The 25150-nt window shown below is 69.4% G+C and carries 23 protein-coding genes and 5 pseudogenes; 14 read left to right on the forward strand and 14 right to left on the reverse strand.

Annotation, left to right across the window (positions count from 1 at the left end; genetic code table 11):
• Positions 1 to 26 precede the first annotated feature (26 nt).
• Together ACGFIG_RS21805 and ACGFIG_RS21810 are read left to right on the forward strand one after the other, a co-directional pair.
• Positions 27 to 1862 (forward strand): C39 family peptidase, encoded by a 1836-nt coding sequence (locus ACGFIG_RS21805; protein WP_393005526.1) that lies wholly within the window; start codon positions 27 to 29, stop codon positions 1860 to 1862.
• Entirely contained in the window at positions 1859 to 2614 is a 756-nt protein-coding gene (locus tag ACGFIG_RS21810) for an SH3 domain-containing protein (RefSeq protein ID WP_393005528.1), read from the forward strand. The genes ACGFIG_RS21805 and ACGFIG_RS21810 overlap by 4 nt, the downstream gene beginning before the upstream one ends.
• 155 nt (positions 2615 to 2769) lie before the next feature.
• Here the strand turns inward: ACGFIG_RS21810 and ACGFIG_RS21815 are convergent, their stop codons facing one another.
• Complete coding sequence (locus tag ACGFIG_RS21815; protein WP_393005530.1) at positions 2770 to 3912, reverse strand: CHAT domain-containing protein; 1143 nt, start codon at positions 3910 to 3912, stop codon at positions 2770 to 2772.
• 350 nt (positions 3913 to 4262) lie between these two features.
• Here ACGFIG_RS21815 and ACGFIG_RS21820 point away from each other — a divergent pair.
• From ACGFIG_RS21820 to ACGFIG_RS21860, 9 genes and pseudogenes are all read left to right on the forward strand, one after another.
• Positions 4263 to 4787 (forward strand): annotated as a pseudogene (locus ACGFIG_RS21820) (recombinase family protein); the annotation flags it as partial.
• Positions 4788 to 4883: 96 nt separating this feature from the next.
• A pseudogene (locus tag ACGFIG_RS21825) lies at positions 4884 to 5476 on the forward strand (NAD-glutamate dehydrogenase); the annotation flags it as partial.
• Between the two features lie 76 nt (positions 5477 to 5552).
• Positions 5553 to 5936 carry a hypothetical protein gene (locus ACGFIG_RS21830; RefSeq protein WP_393005619.1) on the forward strand — a complete coding sequence of 128 codons (384 nt, stop codon included), beginning with the start codon at positions 5553 to 5555 and terminating at the stop codon, positions 5934 to 5936.
• 76 nt (positions 5937 to 6012) lie between these two features.
• Positions 6013 to 6135, forward strand: a complete 123-nt coding sequence (locus ACGFIG_RS21835; protein WP_393005621.1) for a hypothetical protein — start codon at positions 6013 to 6015, stop codon at positions 6133 to 6135.
• Between the two features lie 1173 nt (positions 6136 to 7308).
• Entirely contained in the window at positions 7309 to 7455 is a 147-nt protein-coding gene (locus tag ACGFIG_RS21840; protein ID WP_393005532.1) for a hypothetical protein, read from the forward strand.
• Positions 7456 to 7655: 200 nt separating this feature from the next.
• A complete protein-coding gene (locus ACGFIG_RS21845) occupies positions 7656 to 8273 on the forward strand; it encodes an RNA polymerase sigma factor (RefSeq protein ID WP_393005534.1) in 618 nt (205 codons plus the stop codon).
• Positions 8251 to 8430, forward strand: a complete 180-nt coding sequence (locus tag ACGFIG_RS21850; RefSeq protein ID WP_393005536.1) for a hypothetical protein — start codon at positions 8251 to 8253, stop codon at positions 8428 to 8430. Before ACGFIG_RS21845 ends, ACGFIG_RS21850 begins: the two co-directional genes overlap by 23 nt.
• Positions 8431 to 8460: 30 nt before the next feature.
• Complete coding sequence (locus ACGFIG_RS21855) at positions 8461 to 8721, forward strand: helix-turn-helix domain-containing protein (RefSeq protein ID WP_393005537.1); 261 nt, start codon at positions 8461 to 8463, stop codon at positions 8719 to 8721.
• A 193-nt stretch (positions 8722 to 8914) separates the two neighbouring features.
• Positions 8915 to 9502, forward strand: coding sequence for a peptidase inhibitor family I36 protein (locus tag ACGFIG_RS21860; protein ID WP_393005539.1), 588 nt, complete (start codon positions 8915 to 8917; stop codon positions 9500 to 9502).
• 74 nt (positions 9503 to 9576) lie between these two features.
• Here ACGFIG_RS21860 and ACGFIG_RS21865 read toward each other — a convergent pair whose 3' ends face one another.
• The 8 genes and pseudogenes from ACGFIG_RS21865 to ACGFIG_RS21900 form a co-directional block, all read right to left on the reverse strand.
• Positions 9577 to 10608 (reverse strand): CU044_5270 family protein, encoded by a 1032-nt coding sequence (locus tag ACGFIG_RS21865; RefSeq protein ID WP_393005541.1) that lies wholly within the window; start codon positions 10606 to 10608, stop codon positions 9577 to 9579.
• A 1-nt stretch (position 10609) separates the two neighbouring features.
• Positions 10610 to 11158, reverse strand: coding sequence for an RNA polymerase sigma factor (locus ACGFIG_RS21870; protein ID WP_393005543.1), 549 nt, complete (start codon positions 11156 to 11158; stop codon positions 10610 to 10612).
• A gap of 1013 nt (positions 11159 to 12171) precedes the next feature.
• Positions 12172 to 12669: a DUF4913 domain-containing protein gene (locus ACGFIG_RS21875; protein WP_393005545.1), complete on the reverse strand. Its 498-nt coding sequence runs from the start codon at positions 12667 to 12669 to the stop codon at positions 12172 to 12174.
• Positions 12666 to 14132, reverse strand: a pseudogene (locus ACGFIG_RS21880) (type IV secretory system conjugative DNA transfer family protein). The gene ACGFIG_RS21875 and the pseudogene ACGFIG_RS21880 overlap by 4 nt, the downstream one beginning before the upstream one ends.
• A 311-nt stretch (positions 14133 to 14443) precedes the next feature.
• Positions 14444 to 15823 (reverse strand): ATP/GTP-binding protein, encoded by a 1380-nt coding sequence (locus ACGFIG_RS21885; protein WP_393005547.1) that lies wholly within the window; start codon positions 15821 to 15823, stop codon positions 14444 to 14446.
• 259 nt (positions 15824 to 16082) lie between these two features.
• On the reverse strand, positions 16083 to 16898 hold the full coding sequence (locus ACGFIG_RS21890) for a tyrosine-type recombinase/integrase (RefSeq protein WP_393005549.1): 816 nt from the start codon (positions 16896 to 16898) through the stop codon (positions 16083 to 16085).
• Positions 16899 to 17073: 175 nt separating this feature from the next.
• Positions 17074 to 17559, reverse strand: a pseudogene (locus ACGFIG_RS21895) (site-specific integrase); the annotation flags it as partial.
• A complete protein-coding gene (locus ACGFIG_RS21900) occupies positions 17556 to 17921 on the reverse strand; it encodes a hypothetical protein (protein ID WP_393005550.1) in 366 nt (121 codons plus the stop codon). The gene ACGFIG_RS21900 and the pseudogene ACGFIG_RS21895, both read right to left, overlap by 4 nt.
• A gap of 156 nt (positions 17922 to 18077) precedes the next feature.
• On the opposite strand from ACGFIG_RS21900, the gene ACGFIG_RS21905 reads away from it, so the two are divergent.
• Positions 18078 to 19403 (forward strand): NYN domain-containing protein, encoded by a 1326-nt coding sequence (locus tag ACGFIG_RS21905; RefSeq protein WP_393005552.1) that lies wholly within the window; start codon positions 18078 to 18080, stop codon positions 19401 to 19403.
• A gap of 28 nt (positions 19404 to 19431) precedes the next feature.
• On the opposite strand, the gene ACGFIG_RS21910 is transcribed toward ACGFIG_RS21905, so the two are convergent.
• The 3 genes from ACGFIG_RS21910 to ACGFIG_RS21920 form a co-directional block, all read right to left on the reverse strand.
• Positions 19432 to 19929 (reverse strand): hypothetical protein, encoded by a 498-nt coding sequence (locus ACGFIG_RS21910; protein WP_393005554.1) that lies wholly within the window; start codon positions 19927 to 19929, stop codon positions 19432 to 19434.
• A gap of 346 nt (positions 19930 to 20275) precedes the next feature.
• Positions 20276 to 20827 (reverse strand): DNA cytosine methyltransferase, encoded by a 552-nt coding sequence (locus ACGFIG_RS21915; RefSeq protein ID WP_393005556.1) that lies wholly within the window; start codon positions 20825 to 20827, stop codon positions 20276 to 20278.
• Positions 20824 to 21495 (reverse strand): hypothetical protein, encoded by a 672-nt coding sequence (locus ACGFIG_RS21920; protein WP_393005558.1) that lies wholly within the window; start codon positions 21493 to 21495, stop codon positions 20824 to 20826. The genes ACGFIG_RS21915 and ACGFIG_RS21920 overlap by 4 nt, the downstream gene beginning before the upstream one ends.
• Before the next feature lie 679 nt (positions 21496 to 22174).
• On the opposite strand from ACGFIG_RS21920, the gene ACGFIG_RS21925 reads away from it, so the two are divergent.
• A complete protein-coding gene (locus tag ACGFIG_RS21925) occupies positions 22175 to 22819 on the forward strand; it encodes a hypothetical protein (protein ID WP_393005560.1) in 645 nt (214 codons plus the stop codon).
• A 16-nt stretch (positions 22820 to 22835) separates the two neighbouring features.
• Here ACGFIG_RS21925 and ACGFIG_RS21930 read toward each other — a convergent pair whose 3' ends face one another.
• Together ACGFIG_RS21930 and ACGFIG_RS21935 are read right to left on the reverse strand one after the other, a co-directional pair.
• Positions 22836 to 23885, reverse strand: a complete 1050-nt coding sequence (locus ACGFIG_RS21930) for a GlsB/YeaQ/YmgE family stress response membrane protein (RefSeq protein WP_393005562.1) — start codon at positions 23883 to 23885, stop codon at positions 22836 to 22838.
• Positions 23882 to 24304, reverse strand: coding sequence for a PadR family transcriptional regulator (locus ACGFIG_RS21935; RefSeq protein ID WP_393005564.1), 423 nt, complete (start codon positions 24302 to 24304; stop codon positions 23882 to 23884). Before ACGFIG_RS21935 ends, ACGFIG_RS21930 begins: the two co-directional genes overlap by 4 nt.
• Positions 24305 to 24538: 234 nt before the next feature.
• Between ACGFIG_RS21935 and ACGFIG_RS21940 the strand changes: the two are divergent.
• A pseudogene (locus ACGFIG_RS21940) lies at positions 24539 to 25060 on the forward strand (transposase family protein); the annotation flags it as partial.
• Positions 25061 to 25150 lie beyond the last annotated feature (90 nt).

A 25150-nucleotide genomic window follows, 5' to 3' on the forward strand; every position in this document is an offset into this window, starting at 1 on the left:
ATCGGAACGACTCGAAGGAGGGGCACGTGCAACCATTGCCCTCCCCCGGCCACCCACCACACCGGCGCACCCGGCACCGGGCATCCCGACCGGCACTGCTCGCCGGGCTCTGCGCCGCCGCGCTCTCGACCACCCTCACCGCAGCGGTACCGGCCAACGCCGACCCCACCACGGCCACCCCGGAAGCCGCCCCGGCCACCGTCGGCATCCAAACCGTGCGGTCCGCCGCCGGCTACCAGGTCCGGGTCGACGGCGTCACCCGCGCCACCGTCGCGGTCGGCGACCCCGGCCATTCGGTACGGACCACGCTGAGCCCCACCGGGCGACACGCGGCGCTGATCGGGGACTTCAACGGCCGGTACGGCGCCGAATTGCTCTCCCTCGACGTTGGCAGCGGCAGGTTGACCAGGATCGCCGCCGGACGGATCACCTCCGCCGTCTACACCCACGACGGCCGGCTCGGCTACGTGCTGGCCGGCGACAGCTCCGGGCAGCTGCGGCTGCGCCAGCCCGACGGGGGCGGACCCGACCGGCCCGTCGCCAGTCTCGACGGCGTGGACGTACAGCTGGTCGGCTGGGGGGAGGGCGACGCCGCGGCGCTGCTCACCCACCGCGCCGCCGGCGAACCTTCGGGTCCGTCACTGAGCCGGGTCGACCTGGCCACCGGCGCCACCCGGACCGTGCTGGCCGGCGACGCCGCGAAGGGTGTCGTCTACCGCGACATCCGGGTGACCCGGATCGACGGGGCGCAGCGGGTCAGCGCGATCGTCGCGGACCACATCTACCCGTGCGCCGGCACCTCGTCGAGCCTGCTGCTCGCCGACGAACACGGCGCGACGGTCGTGCGTACGGGCGCCACCCGCGACTCCTACCGCGAGGCGGCCTGGAGTCCGGACGGCGACCGGGTCGCCTACACCATCCAGGCGTGCGTCTCCCCCGCCGAGAAGACGGCCAGCCGATCCCGGGCGTTGCAACGCCTCGACGAACTCAACGGCACCTACGTACGGGACCTCGTCGCGACCACCGCCCGGCGGATCGTCGAGGGCGTAACCCCCCACTACCGTCTCGACGGGTTCACCGGCTCGCAGCTGCGCCTGGCCTCCGAGCGGTACGGCATCCAGACGGTGGACGTGGCGCGGCCGGTGACCGCGGCACAGCTCGACGCCACCGCCGCCGCCCCGGCCTCCGCCGTCACCACCGGCACCAAGGGGGCGACCCCGACGACGCCGGCGGGCGGGCGCGACGGCGCCGGGGACATCGGCGTACAGTCCAAGATCGTCGGCTCGACCTTCATCCACCAGTTGTGGGACACCGCCGACACCTTCAATGGCAACTCGGCCTGCGGCCCGACCAGCGCGGTGATGGACCTCGCCGGCTACCAGCTCGCCAACCAGAACGGCTACTACGTCAGCACGCCGTCGCGGCACTGGTCGCCGTACGGCCGGTACATCACCCACAGTTACACCGCCTACGGCACCACGTACGACGCGGTGGCGCCGGACCCGAACTGGAACTACTTCGCCGGGGCGTACGGCTGGCTGGTGGAGACGCCGTCCCAGGGCACCATCCACCGCTGGATGGGCGACTACCTCGACCGACACGTGAGCTACCCCGTCGCCGAGACCGGCACCGTCACCTGGTCGTGGATCAAATCGAAGATCGACGCCAACCTGATGGTCGTGGTCAGCGGCAACTTCGCCTACGGCCAGTACGGACACATCGGGCTCATCACCGGATACCTCGACGACGGCCGCGTCTACGTCAACGACCCGTACGGCGCCGGCACCGACGGCAGCTGGGACGGCAAGAACACCGTCTACACACTCGACTACATCCGGGGGTGGTACGCATGGGCCGCATGACCCGTGGACTGATCGCACTGGTGGCCGTACTCGGCATCGGGTACGCCGGCGGCCCGGCCGCCGCCGTGCCGGCCAGGACCGACGTGAAGGTCCCAGCGGCCCAGGCCGCGTCGGACGCGGACGAGGTGGGCATCCAGGCCACCGTCCGTTCCGTACGCTGCGCCGGAGCCGCCCGGGCCGCCGGCTGGACCGGCGAGAACCTGGTCATCTCGGTCGCCGTGGCGCTGGCCGAGTCACAGTGCGTCGCGGGCGCGCAGGGCTACAACGGCCCGACGCCCGGCTGCCCCAACGGCTCCCTGGACCGGGGCGCCTGGCAGATCAACAACTGCTACCACTCCTGGGTCACCGACGCCTGCGCCTACGAGGTCTACTGCAACGCCCGCGCCGCCCACGACATCTGGGGCTGGTCGGGATGGAGCGCGTGGGCCACCTACACCAACGGCTCCTACCGCAACTACCTCACCGAGGCCCGCGACGGCGTGAACAACTCCGGCGGCGGGGTCTACGGCACGGTCAACACCGGCGGAGACCCGCTGAACGTCCGCTCCGGCCCGGGCACCTCGTACGCCCTGGTCGGCACAGTGGCCGACGGCACGACCGTACGGATCATCTGCCAGGCCCGGGGCACCCGCGTCTGGAGCGACGTCTACCAGTACTGGACCGACATCTGGGACAAGATCGGCGACGGGCGGTTCGTCTCCGACGGCTTCGTCCACACGGGCTCGTCGGGCACCGTCGCCCCTAGCTGCTGACACCGGACACACGATCCCGCGCCCGGGCGAACAGCCCGGGCGCGGGATCGGGCGCATCGGAGGGTCGCCACCGACCTGCGGACCCACCCGCCGCCCCGTTGACGAACAGGCCACAACCTCGGCTCGGCGGCCAGCGCATTCCACCGCCCCTGTTGCTAGCGCGGTTGTACTAGCAACAGCGCGGTGACGTCGATGTCGTCGCGAGTGGTGATCTGCGGTAGGTCTGCATCGTCGTCTAGGGCTGCCAGCCGCATGGCGTTCTTTCCCTGTTCGAGCGCGATCCCGACAGATTGCGCGGCCGCGATGGCGGCGTAGAACCGGGCGGCGAAGAGGATCGCTGCGGTGTCGTTGATGGTATCGCTCATCGCGATCACGACGGGGACGGCCGGGAGTAGCGCTTCCACGCCGTAGGTGGTGTTGCAGGCGTTGAGGACCAGCAGCGTCGGCGGTGTGCTGGTCGCGCTCAGCACGCGGGCCAGCAGGTCGAACTCCAGCTCGGCACCCTTGAGGTCCCCGTCGGTCGCCTCCATGAGCAGTCTGCCGTAGTTTCCGTGACCCGAGAAGTGCACAACGTGGGGGCGGTGGTCGTTTAGCCCGTCGACGATATCCGAGGCGGTAGCAGCCGGAAGGTGCTCGACGGTGACGAGCTCACGGTGTTTGGCGCCGCGTAGCTGTTGCTTGACCTGCCGCACCTCCTGGTCAACGCGCAACCACACTCCATCGGTGACGACAGTTCCGTCAGGGTGGGTAACCGTCTTCTCCACGGCGTGGGGGTTGGCCGTCACGTACAGCACCCGTAGGGGCTCGGGCTCGGGTTCCTTGACTGGCACGTAACGCACCTGGACGGTCTGCTGGCGCAGCCGGTTGACCTCTCTCGCGTGCTCGATTTCCGCGCGACGGCGCCGTTCGTTCTCTCGGTCACGTGTCCGCTGGTCCGCACGCTCTCGATCAGCGCGCTGCTTCGCGGCCGAGTCTGCGGCCTGCTGCTCCGACTTCAATGCTGCGGTGAGGGACTGCTGCTTGGACGCGATCATCTTCTGGTTGTCGGCGTACTTCTTACGCGCATCGGCGAGCTTCTTCGTCGTGGCGGCGACCTTTTTGTCTTCCCGCTCCGCAGCCGACAGCGCGGAGCGACGGGTTGTCTCCGACTTCGTGCGGGCTGCCTCGCTGCGCTTCTTCTCGGCAGCCGCCCGGGCTTTCCCGGCGTCATCCTCGTGCCGGGCGATCTCCTTCGTCAGGTCTGCGGCCTTGGCTTCCAGGCGCGCCAGCTCGCCGCGCAGTATGTCTGACCTGCCCACCAGCCCCTCCTCCTAGTCACCGTCGATGAACTCGGGACAGGCTCGACCAAAACCTCACGGCAACCTGGGTCCAAGCGAATCAGGTCTACTCGACGGCGGTACTCACAGCCCGGACCGTATAGTCACGGCCCGACAAAATCCGTTCCCTGCTCCAATGCCACGCTGCGCGCGTGTGTGGCAATCGTGGCCGGTTGGCAGGCTGTCCGAGAATCGATCGTTTCCCGAACAAGATCAACTTGTGTCACCGGAGCGGGTAGATAGCGTCCGAAAAACCCGTCCGAGAACTCGGCGTGTCCAACAACGCGACGACAGGTTTGTTGGGCACTCTGGGCGGCGTGACCGTCACCCCCATGCCCACCGAGAGTGACCTGCTCGCCCCGACTCCGCTCGCAGGCGTGCTCGTCGGCTACGGGCGGGTCTCCACCCGAGAGCAGAATCTCGCCCGCCAGCAAGCCGCACTGACTGCCGCCGGCTGCGCCAAGTGCTTCTTCGACAAGGCATCCGGCAAGAACACCGACCGGCCCGAGTTGGCCAAGGTGTTCGAGTACATCCGACCCGGCGACGTGCTCACCGTCGTCTCGCTCGACCGGCTCGGCCGCTCGCTGGAAGACCTAATCGGCATCGTCGGCCGCCTCAAGCGCCATGGCGTCGGCTTCCAGTCCCTGCACGAGAAGCTCGACACCACCACCGCAGGCGGGATGTTCGTCTTCCACGTCTTCGCCGCGCTGGCCGAGTTCCTGCGGACCATCATCGTGGCCAACACCAACGAGGGCCTGGCCGCCGCTCGCGCCCGCGGACAACGCCTCGGCCGGCCACCGGCGATGACCCCAGAGAAGGTCGCGTACGCGCTGCAACTACTCGCCGAGCCGAACCGCACCATGACGTCGATCGCCAAGCTTCTCGGCGTCTCCCGCAGCACCCTATACAACGCGCTGCCTAGCCTCGTTCCGGCCCAACGCGACGGCGCGTACGTGGTCCGGCGCGAGCCGCTGGGCCGGCTGGTGGAGGTCTCCGCCGACGTCGAGCCAGACGACGGGCATCGCCGGTGACCTGGTCGAGAGCTGGATGCACGTCGAAGTCGACCCGGTGCGCGACGCTGCCGAGCGGGACCGGCTGCTTCGGAGCTGCAGCGGGTGCTCACCGACGTGCGGGAGGCGGTGGAGGACTGGCCGAAGATGCGCCAGCGGGCCCTCGCCCTCGCCGACGAGCTGGCCGCCGCGCGGATGTCGGACAACCGGCCGCCGGTGCCGGAGAAGGACATCACGGACTCGGTGGAGCTGCTTCGCTGGCTCGCCCACGACCACTTCACGTTCCTCGGCTACCGGGAGTACCGCCTGGCCGACACCGGCGACGGGGTCAGGCGCGGAAGGCGGGCTCGGCACCGGGCTCAGCGTCCTGCGCAAGGATCCCCCGGAGGCCCGACCGCTGTCGTCGTCGATGATGGCCGAGGCGCACGAGAGGCCACCGAGAAGCGCCTGCTGATCATCACGATGGCGAACTCGCGGGCCACCATGCACGCTCCGCCTACCTCGACTACATCGGTTTCAAGGTCTTCAACCTCGCCGTCCCGCCCAGGGCCACCAGCAGGATCAACGAGGGGCAGGGCGGACCTGACCCCAGCCCGATTCGTTTAGCAGAGCATGACGGATGTGCACCACCTGCGGGACCACCCGGCGCGCTACTACGAGGTGTTGGGACGGGTCATGTCCGCCCTACGCGAGACCGGCGCGCTCAACGGCGGCTCCCACCTCGACTGGTGGTCCGGCAACGGTGGCCGGACCTGGGAGATCGAGTGGCAGGGCGGTCCCTTCCCGGCCGAGGTCGCCGCGCGGCTGCTGGGGACGCCGGAGCCCGGTGCCGTAGAAGACCAAGGCGAGCACGCGGTACGCGGCCTGATCTCGCCGGGCCGGGGCGAGAACGAGCGTGCGCACCTGGTCGTGCTCGACGTGCCGGTGAACCTGCGCGCGATCGACCCGATCGGCACCAGTCAGGTCTGGGCAACCCTCACGCCTACGCAGGGGTAGGGAGTCGGATCACGGCCTGGCCGCCGACGTCCCGGCGACTACCGGCCCCGTCGGGTGTGCGAGCACGTCACCGCTGGTGGCTGAACACCCATTACCTGCCTCCCCGCCCCTCGGGCTGGCCGATCTGGACGTTGTCGGCTTCCGCCGGATGCGCCTCGAACAGATGTGCGCCGTCATCGGCGTGTCGAACCTGGACTGATTCGGGGATGTGTCGGGTTCGTGGGATACCGTCATTCCTCGGCACTGCGGTTGTCACCAACCGTGGATCTCCTACCGTCCGGCGCCGCTTCTCGGAGCGACCGCGGGGCTCCGAACCCCGGAGCCGGCAAGGAGGAACACGGTGCGACAACAGCCGGAGCAGGACCCTCCGCGGGTCACCTCGCGAACCGAGCGGGTGTGGCAGATCGCGAGGCCTGCGCTGGATATGGCCGCCCTGATGGCGGCCTACAACCAGCGCGAGGGCCTCGCCGTGGCGGCGAAGGCCCTCGCGGTGCTAGGGCATGCGACGGTGAGCTGGTTCCTAGGCCGAGGCCACCGGTGATGCCCGGGGCGGGGAGCGTCAGCTTCCCGCCCTTCTCTTTTACTACGTCATACACCCTAAGACGTATCGGAGCTGATACAAGGACCGGCTGGTGTGTTGACTCAATCCGTTCCGCTGATGAGCGAACTCACTACCGGCTGCACCGTGCCCGTCACGATGAGGGTTCCGAAGATGCTCTCGTAGAGGATCCGGAACACCTCTGACATCGCCGAGAAGACTGGGACACCGACGCTGCGCGCCGGCGACTGGACCTGCCCCGACCATGGCCGGATCCGTCCTACCTCCGGCGGTCCGGTGCCGATATGCCCGCACTGCGACGTCGTCGCCCACCAGGTCCGCGTGACCCGCGACGGGCACCGCGAGTTCGTCGCTCCCGTCCCGGCCTACTGCGCCGGGTCCGAACGCTACCCGCTTACCACCGGCCGGTACCAGCTTGGATGCCCTGCCCCTGCCCACCGTCGCACACCCACTACGGCCATCACACCTGGACGTGCTGCTGCGGTGCCCCCACCCACTATCCGCCGGTGCTGCCTCCATCGTCGTAGCCCTCGTGACCTGGCGGCGAGCGCGGTGAGGTGGGGTACCCGGACGCCTTGCGGCGCTTTCGTGCAACGGTGTGCGCCAGCCCTCACTTCTTGCACCGGCGCCTCCTCTGCCTGCACTCAATGTGTGTGTAGAGGGGCGTGACGGCAAGAGTCGTCAGCCCGTGAAGAGCGAGGAGGTCTGCTTATGTCCACTGAGGCACGCACCAGCACGGATCCGGCCGCCCCGGGCCGACGCGTCGATCGGTCCGTCAGTCGGCCGCGCCGTGGTCCGGACGAGGTCGGCAAGATGCTGACGCTGGTGAACGCGACCCTGATCGGAGTTCCCAGCGCCTACCTGGCGTCGGGGTCACTGGCGGTCACCGCGCTCACGGTCATGACCGCGTGCCTCACGCTCTTCGTCTATCTGCGCTATGGACGTCCCGCCGCACCGTAACCCTGGAGTGCGCGAGACCGGGTGGAAAATCTTGACGAGACGTTGCACGGCACCGCCAGCTCGATGCACTCCCCTGATAGAACCGAGGATGCCCGACACCATCGGGCTTCCGTAGCAGTCCCAGCGCAGGGCCGGGGCTGACCAACCTCATCGCCGGAAGGAGAACTCATGGCTACGCCATCTATGACCACTCTCACTGAATGGAGGCCATCTCTATGGCTCACACCGGCGGCACGACCCACACGGTAACCGACAAGGCTCTGCAGGAGTTTCAAGCCTTCTTTCGGAAGTACAGCCTGCGGGTCGAGGGGTTTCTGATCAACCAGGGTGCGACCCGGCACGACGCCGAAGACGCCACCCAGCAGGCGATGCATGACTTGTTCCGCCGGTGGACCCTGATCCAACAACCGCGCTCGTGGGTTTATCGGGCCGCAGAGGGTCACCTTCGCCGGAATGCCTACCGCCAGCGCCGTGAGCAGGCGCATCCTGGCGTCCAACTCGCCTGCGACATCGGCACCGCTCGCAGCGTCTGGGACGGATTGCCGATGCGGCAGCACGACTTCGAGGGCAGCAGCGAGGAGACCCGGCGGGTGATCGCGCTGCTCCAGCAACTTCCTCCCGTCCAGCGCCGAGTCATGGCGTTCAAGCTGGACGGATTCGAGGCCCCGGAAATTGCCGACATGATCGGCAGACCGGTCGGGACGGTGCGGTCGAACATCCGGCATGCCCGCGCTCGACTAGCCCAGGCGCTGCAGGCCGACCCGGTCCCGACGTCAGCCCAAGCAGGAGGCAGCTATGCCACAGGACGAGCAGTTTGACCTTGACGAGATTTTGGCGCGCGTCGCCTCGGATACACTGGAGACATTGCGCGCCACCACCGACATTGAGCGCCGCCTCCAGCAGGTCACCACCGCGCCGCCCCGGCAGCGGCGCAGGACCCGCATCTTGCGTCGCTGCAAGTGGCCGGCCTCGTAAGCCCAGGCAGACCACCTGCGGACCATCATCGTGGCCAACACCAACGAGGGCCTGGCCGCCGCTCGTGCCCGCGGGCAACGCCTCGGTCGGCCACCGGCGATGACCCCAGAGAAGGTCGCGTACGCGCTGCAACTACTCGCCGAGCCGAACCGCACGATGACCTCGATCGCCAAGCTTCTCGGCGTCTCCCGCAGCACCCTGTATAGCGCGTTGCCTAGCCTCGTTCCGGCCCAACGCGACGACCAGGCTGCTGCCTTGCAAGAACGGCTCACCCAGCTCCCGCCTGACTGACGTTGCGACCTTCAGAGCAAACCTCGCCTACCCGCATTACGGGGTCGCGTCGATATCAGTCGAGGTCTAGCTTCGGGGCCAGGTTGTTCGTCTCTCCAACGGGACCAGCCGCTGGAGAGACGAACAGTTCGCAGCTGTGGTGCAGTCACACCGCGGCCGCTTTTCGCCCTCATTTCCTGTCAGAGGAGGTTCCATGAGGACACGCACAAGGCTACTCGCCAGCGCGGTCGTCGCCACTCTCGGCGTCACCGGCCTCGCGAGTCCAGCGATCGCCGCCTCATCCGGTGAGGCCCTGCGCGAAACGTCGCTCGCCTCGTTCCAAGGCCGCACCATCGACCTCTCCCAGAGTTGGGAGGGCGCGCAGGCCTGCGCCGTCCTGTCGCGCACTGAGGTGCGCTGCTACGCCTCCCGCGAGGAGGAGAAGACCGACCTGGCGTCTCTCGCCATGTCGACCGCCGCAGGGCGGGGCACCGCCGGACCCATCGGCACCCTCGACTGGAACGGGTGCGACGAAGACTGGCTGTGCATCTACGAGCACCAGAACTTCGGAGGCCGCAAGCTCAGCTTCAACGACGAGTACTGGCACGACCTCAGCACCTGGGGATTCGTGGACATGACGACGTCATTCACGAACAACCAGGGTGGCGGGCTCCTTGGGTGTTCGGGCAGCGACAGCGGCATCCTCGGCGACGGTGCCGGCGACAACCTGGTGATGACCGACTGCACGGCGTCGGCGAACTTGGGCAGCTACAACGACCGGACCGAGGACGTCCACGGCTGATGCCCTGAGCGGTTCAGCAATCGCATCCTCGTCCGGGTGGGTGGCATTTCCAGGATGCCACCCACCCGGAATCGTCAGCCGGGCATGGTGGTGTACTCGGCGACCAGGTACGACCGGTAGGTGATTACCGCAGGGATCGTCACGTTCAACATGCCCGCTGTCTCGGTCAGCACCGCCTCGTATCCGAGCAGCGCGCCTGAACGTGGGTCGACGATCACGGTGTACTGAGTGGGTAGACCATGGGCGTCGGAGGTGATCGAGAACGCCTCCCCGGACCGTCCGGCGCGGTCGGTGACAGTTCCGGTCACCGTGATGCCCGGCAGGTCAGCGAGGAGGTCGAGTGCCGCCGCGCGTTGCGCCGGGTTCAGCAGCCGCACGCCAGCGAGTTCGGCGACAGCCTCCAGGTACTGCACCGGGGCCTCCGGCGCGGGCGCGCCCGCGGTGAGCCACGCGCGGAGCGTGGTGGCGTCCGTGGGCACTGGGCCCCGCCAGCGGTGGAACTCGCCGGCCGCGTAGTCGCGTGTCTTTTCCGACGAGTCGGTCCGGCCGCCGCGCCTCTTCCACTCCCGGCGGTCCGCGTCGGATTGGAACGTTGGGGGCAGTGCCTTCCAGACCTGCCGGCCGGCGTTGTCGTCGGTCCGCCAGGAGCGCCACTGCTCCGGTACGACAGCGGACGTCGTTCGCCCGCCGGTGATCGAGGAGTTCAGGAACCAGTTCGCCGACTCCAGGTACTCGACCGTGCCGGCCGGCCGCTGCGGTGCTGGCTGGCTTGCCGCGACCTCGGCCAGGCGCCGCAGTCGGACGTTGGCCGGTTCCGCGCTCGCCGGCGGGCCGTAGGTGAGGATCGCGGGGGTTGCGGCGTACGCCGGTTGCGGCTCCCGGGCCGTCTCCAGCGCTACCCCACCGGCAGCTATCGCCAGGACCACCGCGCCGGCCGCCAGCACGAGACGACGTCGCGGCATCGCCCGTCTGGCCGGGCGACCGGTGCGGTCGGAGGCGAGAATGCGCGCCAGGTCGCGCGCGCGACGCTCCTCGCCCTCGGGCCGGCTGTCCCAGGCGGGATCCAAGCCGCCCAGCAGTTGACGCACCTCATCGATAGCGTTCATCTCATCGCCCCCAATTCGACATCGACGGCGCCGTCCGCGGCGCCTGCCCCGCCTCGACACCGACCACACTCAGTTGCGCCCGAAGCCGGCGGCGGGCGCGCATCAATCGCATCGCGAACGTCGCGCGCGAGCACCCGAGAACGACCGCCGCCTCGGCGGCGGTCAGGCGCTCCCAGGCGACCAGCCGAAGGACCTCCCGATCGGCCTCTGGGACCTGATCAAACGCGACCGCCGCGTCACGCTGGCTGATCACTTCGTCCGCGTGATCCGCCACCACTGACTGATTCGGCTCCGCCGCGACGCGCAGCGTCAACTCCCGCCACCGTCGACGGCCTCTGGCCTCGTTGGCCAGCACCAGCCGCGCCACCCCGTACAACCACGGCAGGGCCGACTCCGCCGGAACCTCACGCAGGCGGCGCCACGCGACGAGAAAGACCTCGGCAACCACATCACCTACGTCAGACTCGACGACCCGCCGAGCCACATACCGCCACACGTCACCGTGGTGACGCTCGTACAACTCGGTGAAACGGTCTTCGCTGCCGTCCATGGCACCTCCTACTGTGCTTATGTCCGGCACCAACCGCGACATCACCACCAGCAACGAAAAAGCCACCCAAGAGCGTCAAATGCTCCGGCCGATGGCCGGTGAGTGGCCGACGCCGGCACCCTCTACAACCACATCCCCGACCTGCGCGAGCTGCGCGCCGCCGGCCGGGCCCATCACCAACCGGCGATGACGCCGTAGAAGTCGCCTACACGCTGCAACTGCTCGCCGAGCCCGACCGGTCGATGTCTTCCATCGCCAAACTGCTCGGCATCTCCCGCAGCACCCTCTACAGCGCCCTGCCCGGACTCAGGGAGGCTGCCGTGAGGTCGCGCTCGGGCTGCTGCTCTCAGAACGAGTACAGGAAGAGGCTTGGCGTGTCGGCGGCGGGATCTGACGGGGTCCCTCCGTAACGTGAGTCTCCAGCACTGCTGCGATCGCACGACCTCTACTGGCTGGCTCTTTCCCGGAGCTACCCGGGTGCTCCGGATGTGGGCACGGAAGTGGAGTGAAGAGTGGTCAAGGAGCAGGAGCCGGAGCCTACGCGGCAGGTTTCGTACCTGGTACGGACCTGGCAATTCGCGGGCCCTGCGCTGGAGTTGGTTGCCTTCGTGGCTGCCCACGAGCAGCGCGGGGCCCTCGCCGTGACGGCGAAGGCCCTCGCAGTGCTGGGGCAGGTAGCGGCGACTTGGTTTGACGGCCGTAAGCGTCGCTAGTGCCCACCCGGGGCGGGAGGCTTAGGCTTCCCGCCCCATCCTCATGTCACGCCCAAATGATGCATGGCATGGTCCCGACGGTACGACACGCCACAGGCTGAGGCGGGGTGCAACGCCGCCGGGTCTACTCCTTACCTAGGAAAATTGTAGACCCCGGGTTGGCTATTTTCCGTGAGTCAGGTGGCTGCACCAGCGCAGATGCGGTGGACGGTAGCTTCGAGCTGCAGGTCGGCGGCGAGATGATGGCCGACACCACCGGCCTCGACCGGCTCGCTTATGCCGACGGGCGATGCCACGGAATCAGGAGACGCTGGAATCCGGGAGTTGGGCGAGGACTTCTGGCGGTGCCGGCTCGACGGGCAGGGGCTTGGGTTCGACGTGCTTGTCCGGGCCGCACCGGTTGAACGGCCCGTACTCGGCGGCGAGCGCGGTGAGGTGAGGGTCGAGGTGGTCGCGCCACCAGATGCTCATGCCGGTCTGCGGGTCGGACACCCGCAGGGTCTCCCACGCCCGCCACAGCGCGTACAGGCGGGAGATCGCCTCGGGGTGCGCCCACCAGCGGGGGCACCAGTTCACCCCAGGGGTCGGCCCGGAGGCGAGGCGCCGCTCGACGACGTGGGCGAGGTAGTCCCCGACGAACGCCTCGACGTTGCGGTAGACCGGCTCGGCCTCGGTGGGCTCGGCGGCTGGCGTCGCGGCCGGCGGCGGAGTGTCGCTCGGGTCGCCGGCGAGTTGGCCGAGCAGGGCGCTGAGGTCGGCGACCGGGTCGCCGGCCGGTCCGGGCTGGGGCAGGGTCATGGGGTCGGCTCCGGCGGGGCGTCGTCGGGGGTGAGGGTCCAGTCGGTGCGCTCGTGGGGGTCCCAGCGGGCGATCGACGCGCGGATTGCCGCCGCGTAGGGGCCGTTCTGCCAGGGGGCGGTGCGGGCGAGCGCGGGCGGGGCGCCGGAGGCGTAGACGACCATCCGGCCGCGGGGCAGGGCGTGCAGGTCGGACACGTCGAGGATCCGCTGCCGGCGGGTGGCGTGCGAGACCGACCGCTGGCCCCACCCGGATCCGCTGCTGCTCGTCGACCTGGTCGTGACGTCGTGCTCGCCGATGAGCTTGGACAGTTCTTCGAGCCAGTCGGGGTCGGCGACGCCGCCGCCTTAGGTGCGTACGTTCGCCGCGGACCAGAGTTTGCGCATGCCCTCGCGGCCCCACACGTCGACGCCCTGGGGGTAGGACTGGAGGATCGTGATGATGGGCAGGCCGTGGGAGCCGTAGAAGGAGTAGAGGGCCGGGAGCTGGCGTAGCCGGCAGATGTTCGCGGCCTCGTCGAGGACGCTCAGCAGCGGCGGGTCGAGGCGCCGGCCGGGGCAGGTGCGGGCGCGTAGCTCGCCGGCACGCAGGACGGCGTCGGTGAGGGCGGCGACCAGCGGGGCGGGGGAGCCGGGGCCGCCCTGGGACAGCAGGTACAGCACGTCGGTGGAGGCGACGAAGGCGGCCGGGTCGAACTCGAGGACCCCGCCGCGCGTGGGTGGGGTGACCCAGGCGGTGACCGTCGGCTCGGTGAGGCACATGAGCATCTTCTGCGCGCCCGCGTAGATGCCGCCCCTCGTCTTGTCGGGCATGTTGACCACCCCGGCGACCGCGTCAGCGGGCAGCTCGTAGCCGCGCTCGCGCAGCAGCTCCGCCGGCTCGTCGTCGCGAGGGCGGACAGCCCACCGGTACGCGGCGAGGATGTCCCGGCCGGCCACGGCCGCCGCGAGCAGCAGGTTCGCCACCAACTCCTCGGAGCTCGGGTCGAAGAAGGCGTCGCGGCTGACGCCGGGCTCGCGCTCGGCGGAGGCAAAGTGCTCGGCCAGGCGGCGGGCGTCGGTGATGGTGGCCACGGCACGCAGCGGGTTCCACCACATGCCCTGCTTGGGCCCGAGGATGTGCTGCGGGTCGAACGCCCATACGGTGCCGCGTGCGGCGCGGATCTCGCGGGTGGCGTCGACGATGTCGCCCTTGACGCTGGTGACCAGGGTCGGGCCGGGGGCGGCGACGATGGCGGGGATCGCCCGGCAGGTGGTCTTGCCGGTTCGCGGGCCCCAGATGTCGACGGCCATGTCCTCCCACGACTGGCGCAGCGGCATCCCGCCGGCGACGGTGTGGGCGATCAGCACGCCGAGCTGGTCGGGGTCGAGCCGGTCGACGTCGGCGAGGCTGGGCCGCAGCCGCCGCCCGCTGTCGGCGACACCCTTCGGCCCGAGGTGCGCGAGGTCTCTGCGGCTGGCCATGCGGCGGGCGGCCGGATCGACGCGGGTGCGCTGCCGGCGAGCCCACCGCCAGGCGGCGGCCCCACCGACGGCCAGGAGCAGCAGGACGGTCACCTCGGCGACGGCGATGAGGGTGCAGGTGGTGGTCCAGGTGATGTCACCGCGCAGCACCGCTGCGGCGACCTGGATCGGTCCGCCACCGGTGTATCCGGGCGGGCGGGCCAGCACGACGGGCAGCCACGCGCCGCTGGCGAGGACCAAGACCCCGGCCGCGATACCACCGACGATCAGGCCCGCGTCGTCGTGTCCACCGCGCGGCCCGGCCGGCCGGCTCACGTCATGGTCCAGCGGAAGTCGGTGTTGCCGAGCCGCATCTCCGTCTCGGTGGGTTCCAGGTGCACCGGGATACCCGGCCGCGATCCGACCTTGATCAGGAAGTTGCCACGGCCGACGGTGCCGCTGCCCTCAGCCGCCGTCCACGACGGCGGCGCCGACCAGGACAGCACCTCACGCCGCTCCGCCTGCGACAGCGGCCGGACCCGCGCGACCGCGTCGAGTTCCTGCTCCGAGCACGGGCCGATCATCAGCACCGCGGACCGTTCGGCGAAGCCTCTGGCCTTGGCCCGGTCGTGGGCGGTGGGCAGCGCCTCCAGGTCGGCCAACGAGTGGGTGATGAACGCGGTGCCCGTTCCCTTCTGTCTGTTCAACCGGGTGAGGCCGTCGGCGCGGTCGACCAGGCCGTGCCCGACGCGCAGCGCCCGCCACAACTCGTCGAGGACGGTGAAGAACGTGCGGGCCGGGGCGAGGCCGAGGTCGGCCATCAGGTGCGCGGCCTCCACCTGGGCGAAGCCGTAGGACCAGGTCGACAGCAGGGTCGCGGCGGTACGCAGCTCGTCGGTGTCGTCGATGCTGGAGATGTCGACGCACACGGCCGGGGTGTCGAGGCGGATCGGCGTGGTGGTCTGCCCCTCGAAGGTGTCGCCGAGTGGGCCGTGCAGCAGCGCCAGCAGGGTGCGGTGCAGGCCGGCCGTCTCCTCCCGGAACCGGGGAACGTCCTGGTCCTCCTGCCACAGCGTGACCGCGCGGACCTGCGCCGGGGCGTCGCGGATGACGTTGAGGACGTCGGAGAGTACTGGCGGGGTGTCGGTCTCTCGCTCGGCGAGGTAGCGCAGCGCGGCGGCGAGGACGGTGGTCTCGTCGGAGGTGACGGGCCCGCGCCGCACGAGGGTGGCCAGGGCGACGAGCATGTTGAGCCGCCGGTCGGTCACCGCGGCGCGTACGACGGCGCCGGTGCGCTCGTCGACACGGTCGAGGACTTGGCGCCACGGGCCGGCATCGAGGGGGTTGATGCGGTCCAGGCCGGGGCCGACGCGCAGCACCTGCCCGCCGAGGGCGCGGACCAGCTCGGCGTAGTCGGGTTTGAGGTCGCCGAGGATCAGCGGGGTGACGCCCTGGGCGGTGAGGCCGAGGACCATCCGGCGCACCGCCGTGGACTTGCCCATGCCGGGTTCGCCCTCGATCCACACCGACGGGTTGTTGATCAGTCGAGCGCGGGTGTACCAGGAGATCGGGTCGAAGCAGACCGCCGAGCCGGTGTAGAGGTGCCGGCCGACGGACACGCCGATCATCGGCGTCGACGCGCCGGTGCCGAACGGGTACAGGCCGCACACCTGCACGGTCGTGCCCGGTACTCGGTGGGTGGTTCGATCCACGACCACCGGCCGCCGCCGGGTGCGCCGTAGCCGAGACGGCCGGGCCTACGACCGGCTGGCCGGCGCCGTGGCGGTGGTGGAAGCCAGGGGGCCGAGCGGACAGTCAGGCGAGAAGTGCAGGGAACGCGTGAAACCGGCCCCTCCCGAGGTGGGAGGGGCCGGTTTCGTGTCGCCCCTCCCGAGGTGGGAGGGGCCGGTTTCGTGTCGATACCTGTGTCAAGCTGCTGCGGCACACCTGCCGACAAGATGCGGGGGTGGTTCAGGCCGCGCGGTTGTCGCGGGGGATGAGGTCGGCGACGGCGTCGGCCCTGCCGCGTTCGAGTTCGAGAATCACGCTGGTGTAGGTGTCGGAGGTCAGGCTGATGGTGGAGTGGCCAAGGGTTTCCTGGACCTCTTTCATGTCGGCGCCGCCGTGGCGGAGGTAGGTGGCGGCGCAGTGGCGGAGGTCGTGCAACCGTACTGGCGGCAGGCCGGCCTTCGCGACGAGGCGGTCGAAGCGGTCGCTGATCGTCTGGGGATGCCACTCCTTGCCGTCCGGGCGGACAAAGAACCGGCCGGTGTTGGACCATTGGGTGCCGTTGACGTGTTGCCAGCGGCGGCGCATGTCGAGGTAGGCGCGTAGGGCGATGATGGTTTTCGGGCCGAGGGGGATGATCCGGTCGCCGGCGTCGCTTTTGACGGGCCGGACGATGGGGGTGTAGCCGACGGTGGTGATCTGCTCGACGACAGTGAGGTAGCCGGCGTCGAGGTCGACGTCGTGGTCACGTAGCCCGCACGCCTCACCGCGGCGTAGCCCTCGGTGCAGGATCAGTAGGAACATCGCGTAGAGGGCGATGTCGCGGCGCTCGGCGTGGTCGAGGAACCGTCCGGCCTGCTCTGGCATCCACACCATGACCGGACTTGGGCGGTTCCTCGTGACCTGCCAGTGCTGAATCGCCTTCGTGGTCCAGACCCGTGCCCTGGGTCGTTTCCCGGAGGGCAGTTCGACGCCGAGGGCGGGGTTGCTGGGGATCAGCTTCGACCGGATGACGGCGTCGTTGAGTGCCTTGCGGACTGTGGCGTACAGCCGTTGCATGCTTGAGGCACCCATCGGTCGTACACCTTTCACCCTTCGCGCGGGTGTGGGGGTCGGTGCTGGCGCGGGCGGCGCGGATCTCGTCCTGCTTGAGTGCGATGGCGGTGAACATGGCCTCGATGTGGCCGGTGCGCAGGCTCTGGATCGGGATCGTGCCGAGATGGGGGATCAGGTACTGGCGGATGTGGTCGGAGTAGCCGCGTACCGTTTTCTCCGCCAGACCTCGACGTCCGGCGAGCCAGGCGGTGAGGTACTCAGCAGTGGTGGTGGGCACGCAGGCGGGCACACCGGCGCGGACGCGGGCGGCGACCGCGTCGCGGTCGGGTAGTGGGGTGCCGGGCCGGCAGGCGTGCAGCAGGTCGCCGATCTGCGCGGCGAGGTCGGTGTCGCCGTCGGCGAGTTCGAGTAGGCCGCGGGCGTGGCGCAGCTCGCTGGTGGCGGTGTCGCGGCTGTCGAAGCCGCTACGGCGTAGCTGCCGGCGGGTCTGTCGGGGCCGGACGGGTAGTTCGATCTGGTAGCCCCACACGCCGTGGGTGGGGTGCCAGCCGCCGCCGGGGCGGCGTAGTTTCGGGCATCGCCCGCCTAACCTTTTGCCGGTGTCGGGGTCGGTGCAGGTGCATCGTTTGGTGATGGCGCCTTCGGGGCTGCTCGGGCGGGTCACGGTTCCTTCTTTCCAGCGCCGCCGTGGGTGTCCGGCGGGAGGGTGCTTCTGATTGCGTCGTGGTGATCGACGCTTCGCTTCGCGTCCGGGGTCAAGTCACCGGTGGCGGGTTGCAGCCCGAGGGTGGTGAGGATTCCGGCGACGGGCACCTTGTAGCGGGAGCCGACGCGGATGACCGGCGCCGGGAAGTTGCCGGTGCGGGCGAGGTCGTAGGACAGGGCGCGTCCCAGGCCGAAGACACGACCGGCGGTGGGAAGGTCGGTAATCGCGCCGAGTGCGCGGATGCGCTCTTCGGTCCACACCCCGCCATCGCTGCCGGGGGTGTTGGGCGTTTCTGTGGGATCAATGTCGTGGCTGGTCACGGTAAGTACTCCGAATCGTCGGAAGGGAAGTGAGAGCGATCAGGTTGGACAGGTGTGGGCCTCGCTCGCGGCGGACCTTCGCCCCGCCATCACACGTACTGCCGACACGGCAGTACGTGTGATGGCGTCCTTGCTCAGCGTTGGTAGGTTGCGCTCGTGAATCACGTTCGGGCGGCGCTCTACCTCGACTTCGACAACGTGTTCAGCGGCCTCTACAAGTTGGACCCGGACGTGGCAGTTCACTTCGCCGAGGATCCTGGGGGATGGCTGCACCGGTTGGCGACGACGGCCACGACGGGTGGCACACGGCGCTGGCTGGTTCTGCGCTGCTACCTCAACCCCGCGGGCTGGGTGTACCGCGCAGACCCGGGCGAGGAGCAGTCACGGTTGTACTACTCGAAGTTCCGGCCCTCGTTCGTCCGCGCCGGCTTCGACGTGATCGACTGCCCTCGCTACAACAGCACAAAGAACGCGGCCGACATCAGGATCGTCGTCGACGCCGTCGACGCGCTGTCCGCCGACACCCGGTACGACGAGTTCGTCATTGCCTCCGGCGACTCCGACATGACACCGCTGCTGCAACGCCTGCGCCGCTCCGACCGGCGAACGATGATCGTGTCACCGGCCGACGCAGCCGAGGCCTTCACCGCGATCGCCGACCAGGTTCTCGACAGCCAGCACCTGCTGGCACTGGTGCAGGGCGAGTCGATCGACCTCGACGACGAGCCCGACAGTGAGGTGGAGGACGAGCTCGACGAGCATGTGGTCGCTGCCGACGGTGACGCCCCTGCCTCTGGCCAGAGCGAGGCGTACGAGGCCTTTCGGTCACTCGTGACCCAGGAGTACGCCACGGCGACCGAGCCGTTGAACATGGCCTCGCTCGCTACTCGGCTGCGGAAGCAGCTCGAGCCGTCGGTGAGCGACAGCAACTGGTTCGGCTTCGGCACTTTCAACCGCGCCGTGGCGAGCCTGACGTTGCCGCACCTGCGGATGTTCCAGCACCTGCTCTGGGACACCAGCCGCCATCCGGCTCCGAAAGCCGTCACCGCGACGCCGTCACGCGTCGCCCTGCCGGATCCCATCGAGCGCCTGGGCGACCAGCTCGATCTGCCGCGAATGCCGCAACCCTGGTGGCCGGCGATCTACCGGACACTCGCCGAGTACGCCCAGTCCCAGCGGTTCAACCTGACCCAGTGCACCAGCTGGGCCCGAGACCATCTTCGCGAGCAGGGGCTGCCGGTCAGCCGCAACGCCGTCGGGTTCGTCGTGCGGGGCACGTCGTTCGGTGGTTGCCCGTTGCACCGTCAACCCCCACCAACAGCCGACGAGATCGCAGTAGCTTTCGTCGGCAACGTCCTCAGCCGTGCTGACGCTGCGGAGATCACGTTCTCCGACGATGAGATCGCGACGGTCCACGCCTGGCTGGGCCCACCATCTGACGACAGCACCGAGCAGGCAGGCCGGACGGAGAACCCCAAGTAGCCTGTTTTACCCGCGCGGTGACCGATGATCACGCGGGCACCTCCCACCGCAGGGGGCACAGCAGAATCCGCAACGCTGCGGCAGCCTGTTGGGGAACGACGCCGTTGCCGAGGACCCGTAGTGCGGCGGTGCGCGGCAGCCCGAGAATTGGGTCGGTGACCCAGTGCTCGTCGAGGCCCATGAGCCATTCCACGAACGGCGGCGCCAGGACGGGCTTACCGTGCTGGCCCGGCTGGGTGGGTGCCGGCGCGGGCCGGCCGAGCAGCAGCTCCCATCGAGCCACAGCGACGGCGTAGACGCCCCACTGATCTGCGTAGGACTGGCCGAGCCCGGCGACGGCGGTGCGCAGATCCGCACCGCCATCGCCGTGCTGGCCGGGCCCACGCGCGTCGGACACGCGTGGGGTGAGCAGGGTCCGGGCCGGTACCCGCACGGCCGCCGACGGCAGCGTCAGGTCGCCGTGCGAGCCGCGCTGCCCGGGGCAGCCCTTCGTCCCGTCGGTGGCCCGCAGGGTGGGCAGCAGCACCTGCGACAAGGGCGGCCGAAAACCGGGCCCGGCGCGCCGTCCCGCGGTGCCAGTGTCGCTGACCCTCGGGGCGGGCAGGAGCCGTGCCACGCCGCCTGGAATCAGCCCTTGATGTTCGGTGGGCGTGTTACTCGCGGCGGTGGCTGAGGGGCGGCTGTCGGTCATGGTCGGGTAGGGCAGCGCTCGGGTGGCGACGCCGGTCAAGCGGGGCCGCCTGACAGCACCGGCAGAAGGTGACCTGTTCGACCCGTGTGCCGCTGCGGTCGGCCCCGGCAGCAGGCCATGACGGGTGCCGGCGGGCTCGATGAGGTCGGGCAGCCCGTACTGGTGGCCGGGGCCCTTACCGTCACGGGCGCACGGTGTCGGCAACGTCCGCACCTCCCACGAGTGACTCGGCGGGAGTGGCCAGCAGGAACAGCCGGTCTCTGCGGTGGGCGGCACCGACGTCGGATGCGCGTAGGCATAGCCAGCTCGTGTCGTACCCGATCGCGGCCAGATCACGGTGGACGACGTCGAGTCCTCGCCGAAGGAGAGCGGCGACGTTCTCCACGAAGAGCAGCTGCGGTCGAAGGACGCGAACGGCTTCGGCGACGTGGTTCCAGACGCTGGAGTGCTTACCGGTGATGCCGACACGTCTGCCGGCGTTGGAGATGTCCTGACAAGGGAACCCAGCGGTGACGATGTCGACGGGCGCGACTGTCGTCCAGTCGACGGTGCGGATGTCGCCAAGGTTGGCGACGTGTGGCCAGTGGTGAGCGCAGACGGTGGCGGCGTGCCTGTCGGTTTCGGCGTACCAGGCGAGCTGGCCGCCGAGCACCAGCTCGACGGCCATGTCGAGCCCGCCGTACCCGCTGCAGAGCGACCCGATGCGGGGGGAGGTGGCGCGCGCAATGCTCACGCCACCTCCCCGCGCCCGGCGCCGGCTGTCACCGGCTCGTCGTGAGGGCAGGTCCACGGCCCACAACCAGGCGCATTCTCCGCCCGGGGTCGGGGGCGCAGCGTCACCTCGTCGAGCGGTACCCGCTGCCGGTGCAGGAAGAACTGCCCGCGAAGCGGGTGACCGTCGGCGTTGGCCCGGGCCGAGCCGTGGCGGATGGCGCGGTCGAAGGCGACCGCGTCAGTCCACTCCTGTGGGCTGTGCACGCGTAGGGCGAGCCAGAAGCCGTCGTCGTGGAACGGGCAGCCCACGCACGACGACTTCGGGGTGTCTGCGAGACCGTGCTCGGCCAGGAAACGTCGGCAGTCGCTGCGCCGCCAGCCCAGGTCCAGCAGCGGGTGCACGTTGCGCATGTAGCCGACGTCGGAGTCCCGTGCCCGACCAATCTCGTCTACGCTGATCCCGATCGCCATCTGCGCCCAGACCCCGGCCGGTACTCGCGTCGGGTGGGGGTAGCCCAACCGGCGCCGCACCTCCGCTTTGATGGGTTTGATCTTGTACTCGCCGGTGCATTGCCGCCGTGCCATGCCCCGCTCACCGTTCGGGCCGAGGGTGAACAGGGGCATGGAGGCGAAGCGGTGCTCCGGGTCGAGCGCGTCGGCCCGGATGTCACCGGTACCGACGCGCACGACCTCGATACCGGCCCGCTGCGCGATGCCACTCAGACGGTCCAGATGCCGGTAGACCGCAGCCGGCTCCCAGGAGGTGTCGGCGAGTCCGCCGTGAGTTCGGGAATTCTGAAGGGCTCGTTTGGCGAACTGAGGAGTGTGTTCGACATTGGGCGGGCGGTTGTGCGTCGGGTTCGCGGGAGCTGGCGGCCGAGATCCAGCCACGTGAGCGGCTTGGTCGACAGGTTGAGAGTGTTGATGGGCGGGTCGAGTTGAATGGCTCTGGTGGTCTTGCACTGATTCCTCATTTTTCTGGGCATGCAAAAGCGCCCCTGCCGGGTAGCAGAGGCGCTTGGCACTGGGTGGTGATGGGCTAGGTGTTCTCTGTTCGGCTCTGAAGCTTCAGGGCGGCGAGGGAACCAGGAAAGTTCTGCGGACTCGGTCCCGCAGGGGTGTGCCTATGTGGTGCGTCGATCGCGTTGACACTTCCTGGCGGCCAGTTGAGATGTCCCGGTGTCCGCGTATGCACGCGAGGCATCACACTTCGTGACCGACGCATCGCAGATCAGTCGATGCCTGCTGACGCCCTGCCGGCCACCGATGGGTGCCCGTCCGGGGCACCGCCGGGTGTGTGCCGGAACTGACTTCGGTGGTGCACGGCGGTCCGACGACGGCGTGGGTTTGTGCGAAGGTGGGCCGTATGGGCTTCTTCGATCGCCAGGTAGCGGCACCGGACGTCGAGCCAGAACTGCTCAGACCACCCCGTCCCGCCTGGATGAAACCCGGGGACGTGATCCCCGGTGTCGTGGCCGAAAACCATCTGCTGGTCCACACCGACCGCGCGGCGGTCGCGATCAGCGGCTTGCTCGCTTACCCCACAGGCTTGGAGTTCAGCGTGACTGCGGTTCTGCGTACGCCAGACCACCGGGCCGATCTTTCGCACCACCACCGGATCGGGTATTGGGCGGGTACGCCCTTGCCGGCCGAGTTCCTCCGGGTCGGTGTGCTTTTCGCCGACGGGAGCAGCGTCACCAACATGGACCGGCACGCGTTCACACCGCTGGACACCGAGCCACCTGGTCCGTTGTTGTTTCCGGGCAGCGCCGAGTCGGACGCCCGACGGCACGTGGCCCACTACTGGGTCTGGCCGCTACCGCCGGCCGGGCCGGTGGCCTTCGTCTGCGAGTGGCCGGCGTATGACATCCCCGAGTCGCGGGTGCAGGTCAATGCCCAGGTGATTCTCGACGCCGCCGCGCGGGCGGTCCGGCTCTGGCCCGACACCGACGAGACGACCAATAATCCGCACCCAAACCTGTCGACACCGCCTGATCACCTTCGGGGGTAGCCAGGTTGTGGGATGGTCAGGCCTCTGCTGTTGCCTCCGGCTGGTGTCCGCAGGTCGGGCAGGCGTTGCCGCGTACTCGTCGGCGTATGGTCCGGTGTCGGGAAGCTTGTCCAGCGAGGGCTGCCGTTAGCAGCGCCGCGCCGGCCAGCATGATCGAACCGGTCGTGGCGGCGAGTGCCGCCGGAGTAGGCCCGCCGCCGTGGCTGCCCCAGATTCCCTGGCTGAGCTGGTTGGCGCCGAACAGGCCGGCCGGTGTGGCGAGGAGCAGGGTCGCCCAGAGGCCGGCGTCGTCGGCTCGCAGGGCGCGGCCGATGCCGACGAGTAGGACCAGTGCGAACATCAGCCCACCGGCCATCGCCAACAGCTCGGGAGTCGAGCTGTACGAGGTGAGCATATTTCCGCCGTTCTCAGCGGCGCTGAATGCCACGGACACGGCTGCTACACAGCCGGCCGTGAGCAGCGGCAGGCTACGTGCTACCCAGCCGGGGTGGGAGGGCAGCGCGAGGGTGGCCAGGCCAAGCGCGACGGCGGGAAGCAGCACGAACAGCGGCGGCCGGGGTTGTCCGATGAGAGCAGCAACGAGTGGCACGGCGACAGTCAGCAGGAGACCACCGGCCGCGGCGGTGCGGGTCCAGGCCCAGGGTAGCGCCGTGGCGGTGAGGCCGACGACCAGCCAGCCCAGCCAGATGGCAGCGCCGAGGGTCTGGAACGGACCAACCGGGTCTAGCCTGGCGAAGTGGGGGTCTTCGAATTCGACCTGCAGGAGCAGGAAGGTCGCGACCGCGACGAGGGTGTTCAGCGCGGCGGTCGCGGCTAGGGGGAAGGCCGCGGCCAGCCCGGAGGCGCCGTACCCGCGCAGTCTCTCCCGGAGCCCGGCACCGAGGAGGTCGAGGGCGTCGTGTGGGGAGGGCCAGCGTCGCCCTGGTCTGACCGTGTCGAGGTACGTTCCGACGATCTCGTCGCCCCGCTCGGCCTGGTAGTCACCCGGGTAGGCCCGCAGCAGTCGCCGGTAGCGGGACTCCAGCGGTGATCCGGCCTGCTCCGGCGCGGGGTTGGGCTGGTTCATGCCAGGCCTCCGGTCGGTCGAAGGGTGGGGCGGGCGACCGCCCCCGGGAGGTTGACAGGGGCGCGTGAGGTGCCGCCGGCGGCGGGGATGCCTGCGGGCCGAATCCGTAGCCGCTGGCTGGCGGCCTCGACGTTGCGGCGCAGCCGTTCGGTCTCCGCGGTGAGCACGGATCGGCCCGTTTCGGTGAGCCGGTAGTAGCGGCGTAGCCGCCCCTCGACGACCTCCTCGTGGTCCCGCTCGACCAGCCCCTCGTCGGTGAGGCGATCAAGCGCGCCGTAGAGGGTGCCGGGTCGCAGTGCCAGCCGACCGCCGGAGAGCGCGGCGACGTCGCTGATGATGCCGTAACCGTGCATGGGCTCCCGCGCAAGCGCGGTAAGAATCAGGAAGGTGGGCTCCCGAAGCGGCGTGGGCGTGGCCATGGCCTCAATATACCGGTGATGAAGCTATACCGGTGGCCAGGCGGTGAGAAACGCCGCCCAGTCCTAGCTTGCAGGGGATGGAGATCCTCTGTGCTGGTCGTCGGAGAGGTTGCCCAGCTCCGGTCCCAGCAGGAAACTCCTGATTTCAGGCCCTGTCTCACATTCGGTGGTGACGGAGGGTGGTGGGGTGTGGTTGCCTCCTATGTGGAAGACGTCAACAAGCTTGTGCAGGCGGTGTTTGCGGGGTTGTCCCCGCTGGTCATCGAGGACGTGGTCGACGAGGGTGAGCGGATCGTGGTGCGGGCCCGAACGCAGCAGGACACCGCGGTCTGCCTGATGTGCGGGGCCGCGTCGGGACGGGTCCACGGCTATCACTGGCGGATGGTGGCCGATGTTCCGGTCGACGGGCGCCGGGTGGTGGTCCGCGTGCGGGTGCGGCGTCTGGTGTGCCCCACGCGCGGCTGCCGCCGCACCTTCCGCGAGCAGGTTCCTGGGGTGCTGGAGCGATACCAGCGCCGCACGGCCCGTTTGAACAGGCAGGTCAAGGCCGTGGTCAAGGAGTTAGCGGGCCGGGCAGGCTCACGTTTGCTAGCGATACTGGCCATGGGCCTGTCCCGCCACACCGCCCTGCGCGCCCTGCTGCGCATCCCGTTGCCCACTGGGCGGATGCCCCGTGTGATCGGCGTTGACGATTTTGCTCTGCGCCGGCGGCACCGCTATGCCACCGTGGTGATTGACGCCGAGACCCACGTGAGGTTCCCCCGGTAGCTCGGAGGCTTTCGATCATGCTCTGATGGAGCTGAAGGGAGTCATCCGTGGCAGCACCGAAGAAGTATCCCGATGAGC

Origin of the sequence: Micromonospora sp. NPDC049048, from assembly GCF_043197615.1 — a bacterium.
Lineage (GTDB): Bacteria > Actinomycetota > Actinomycetes > Mycobacteriales > Micromonosporaceae > Micromonospora.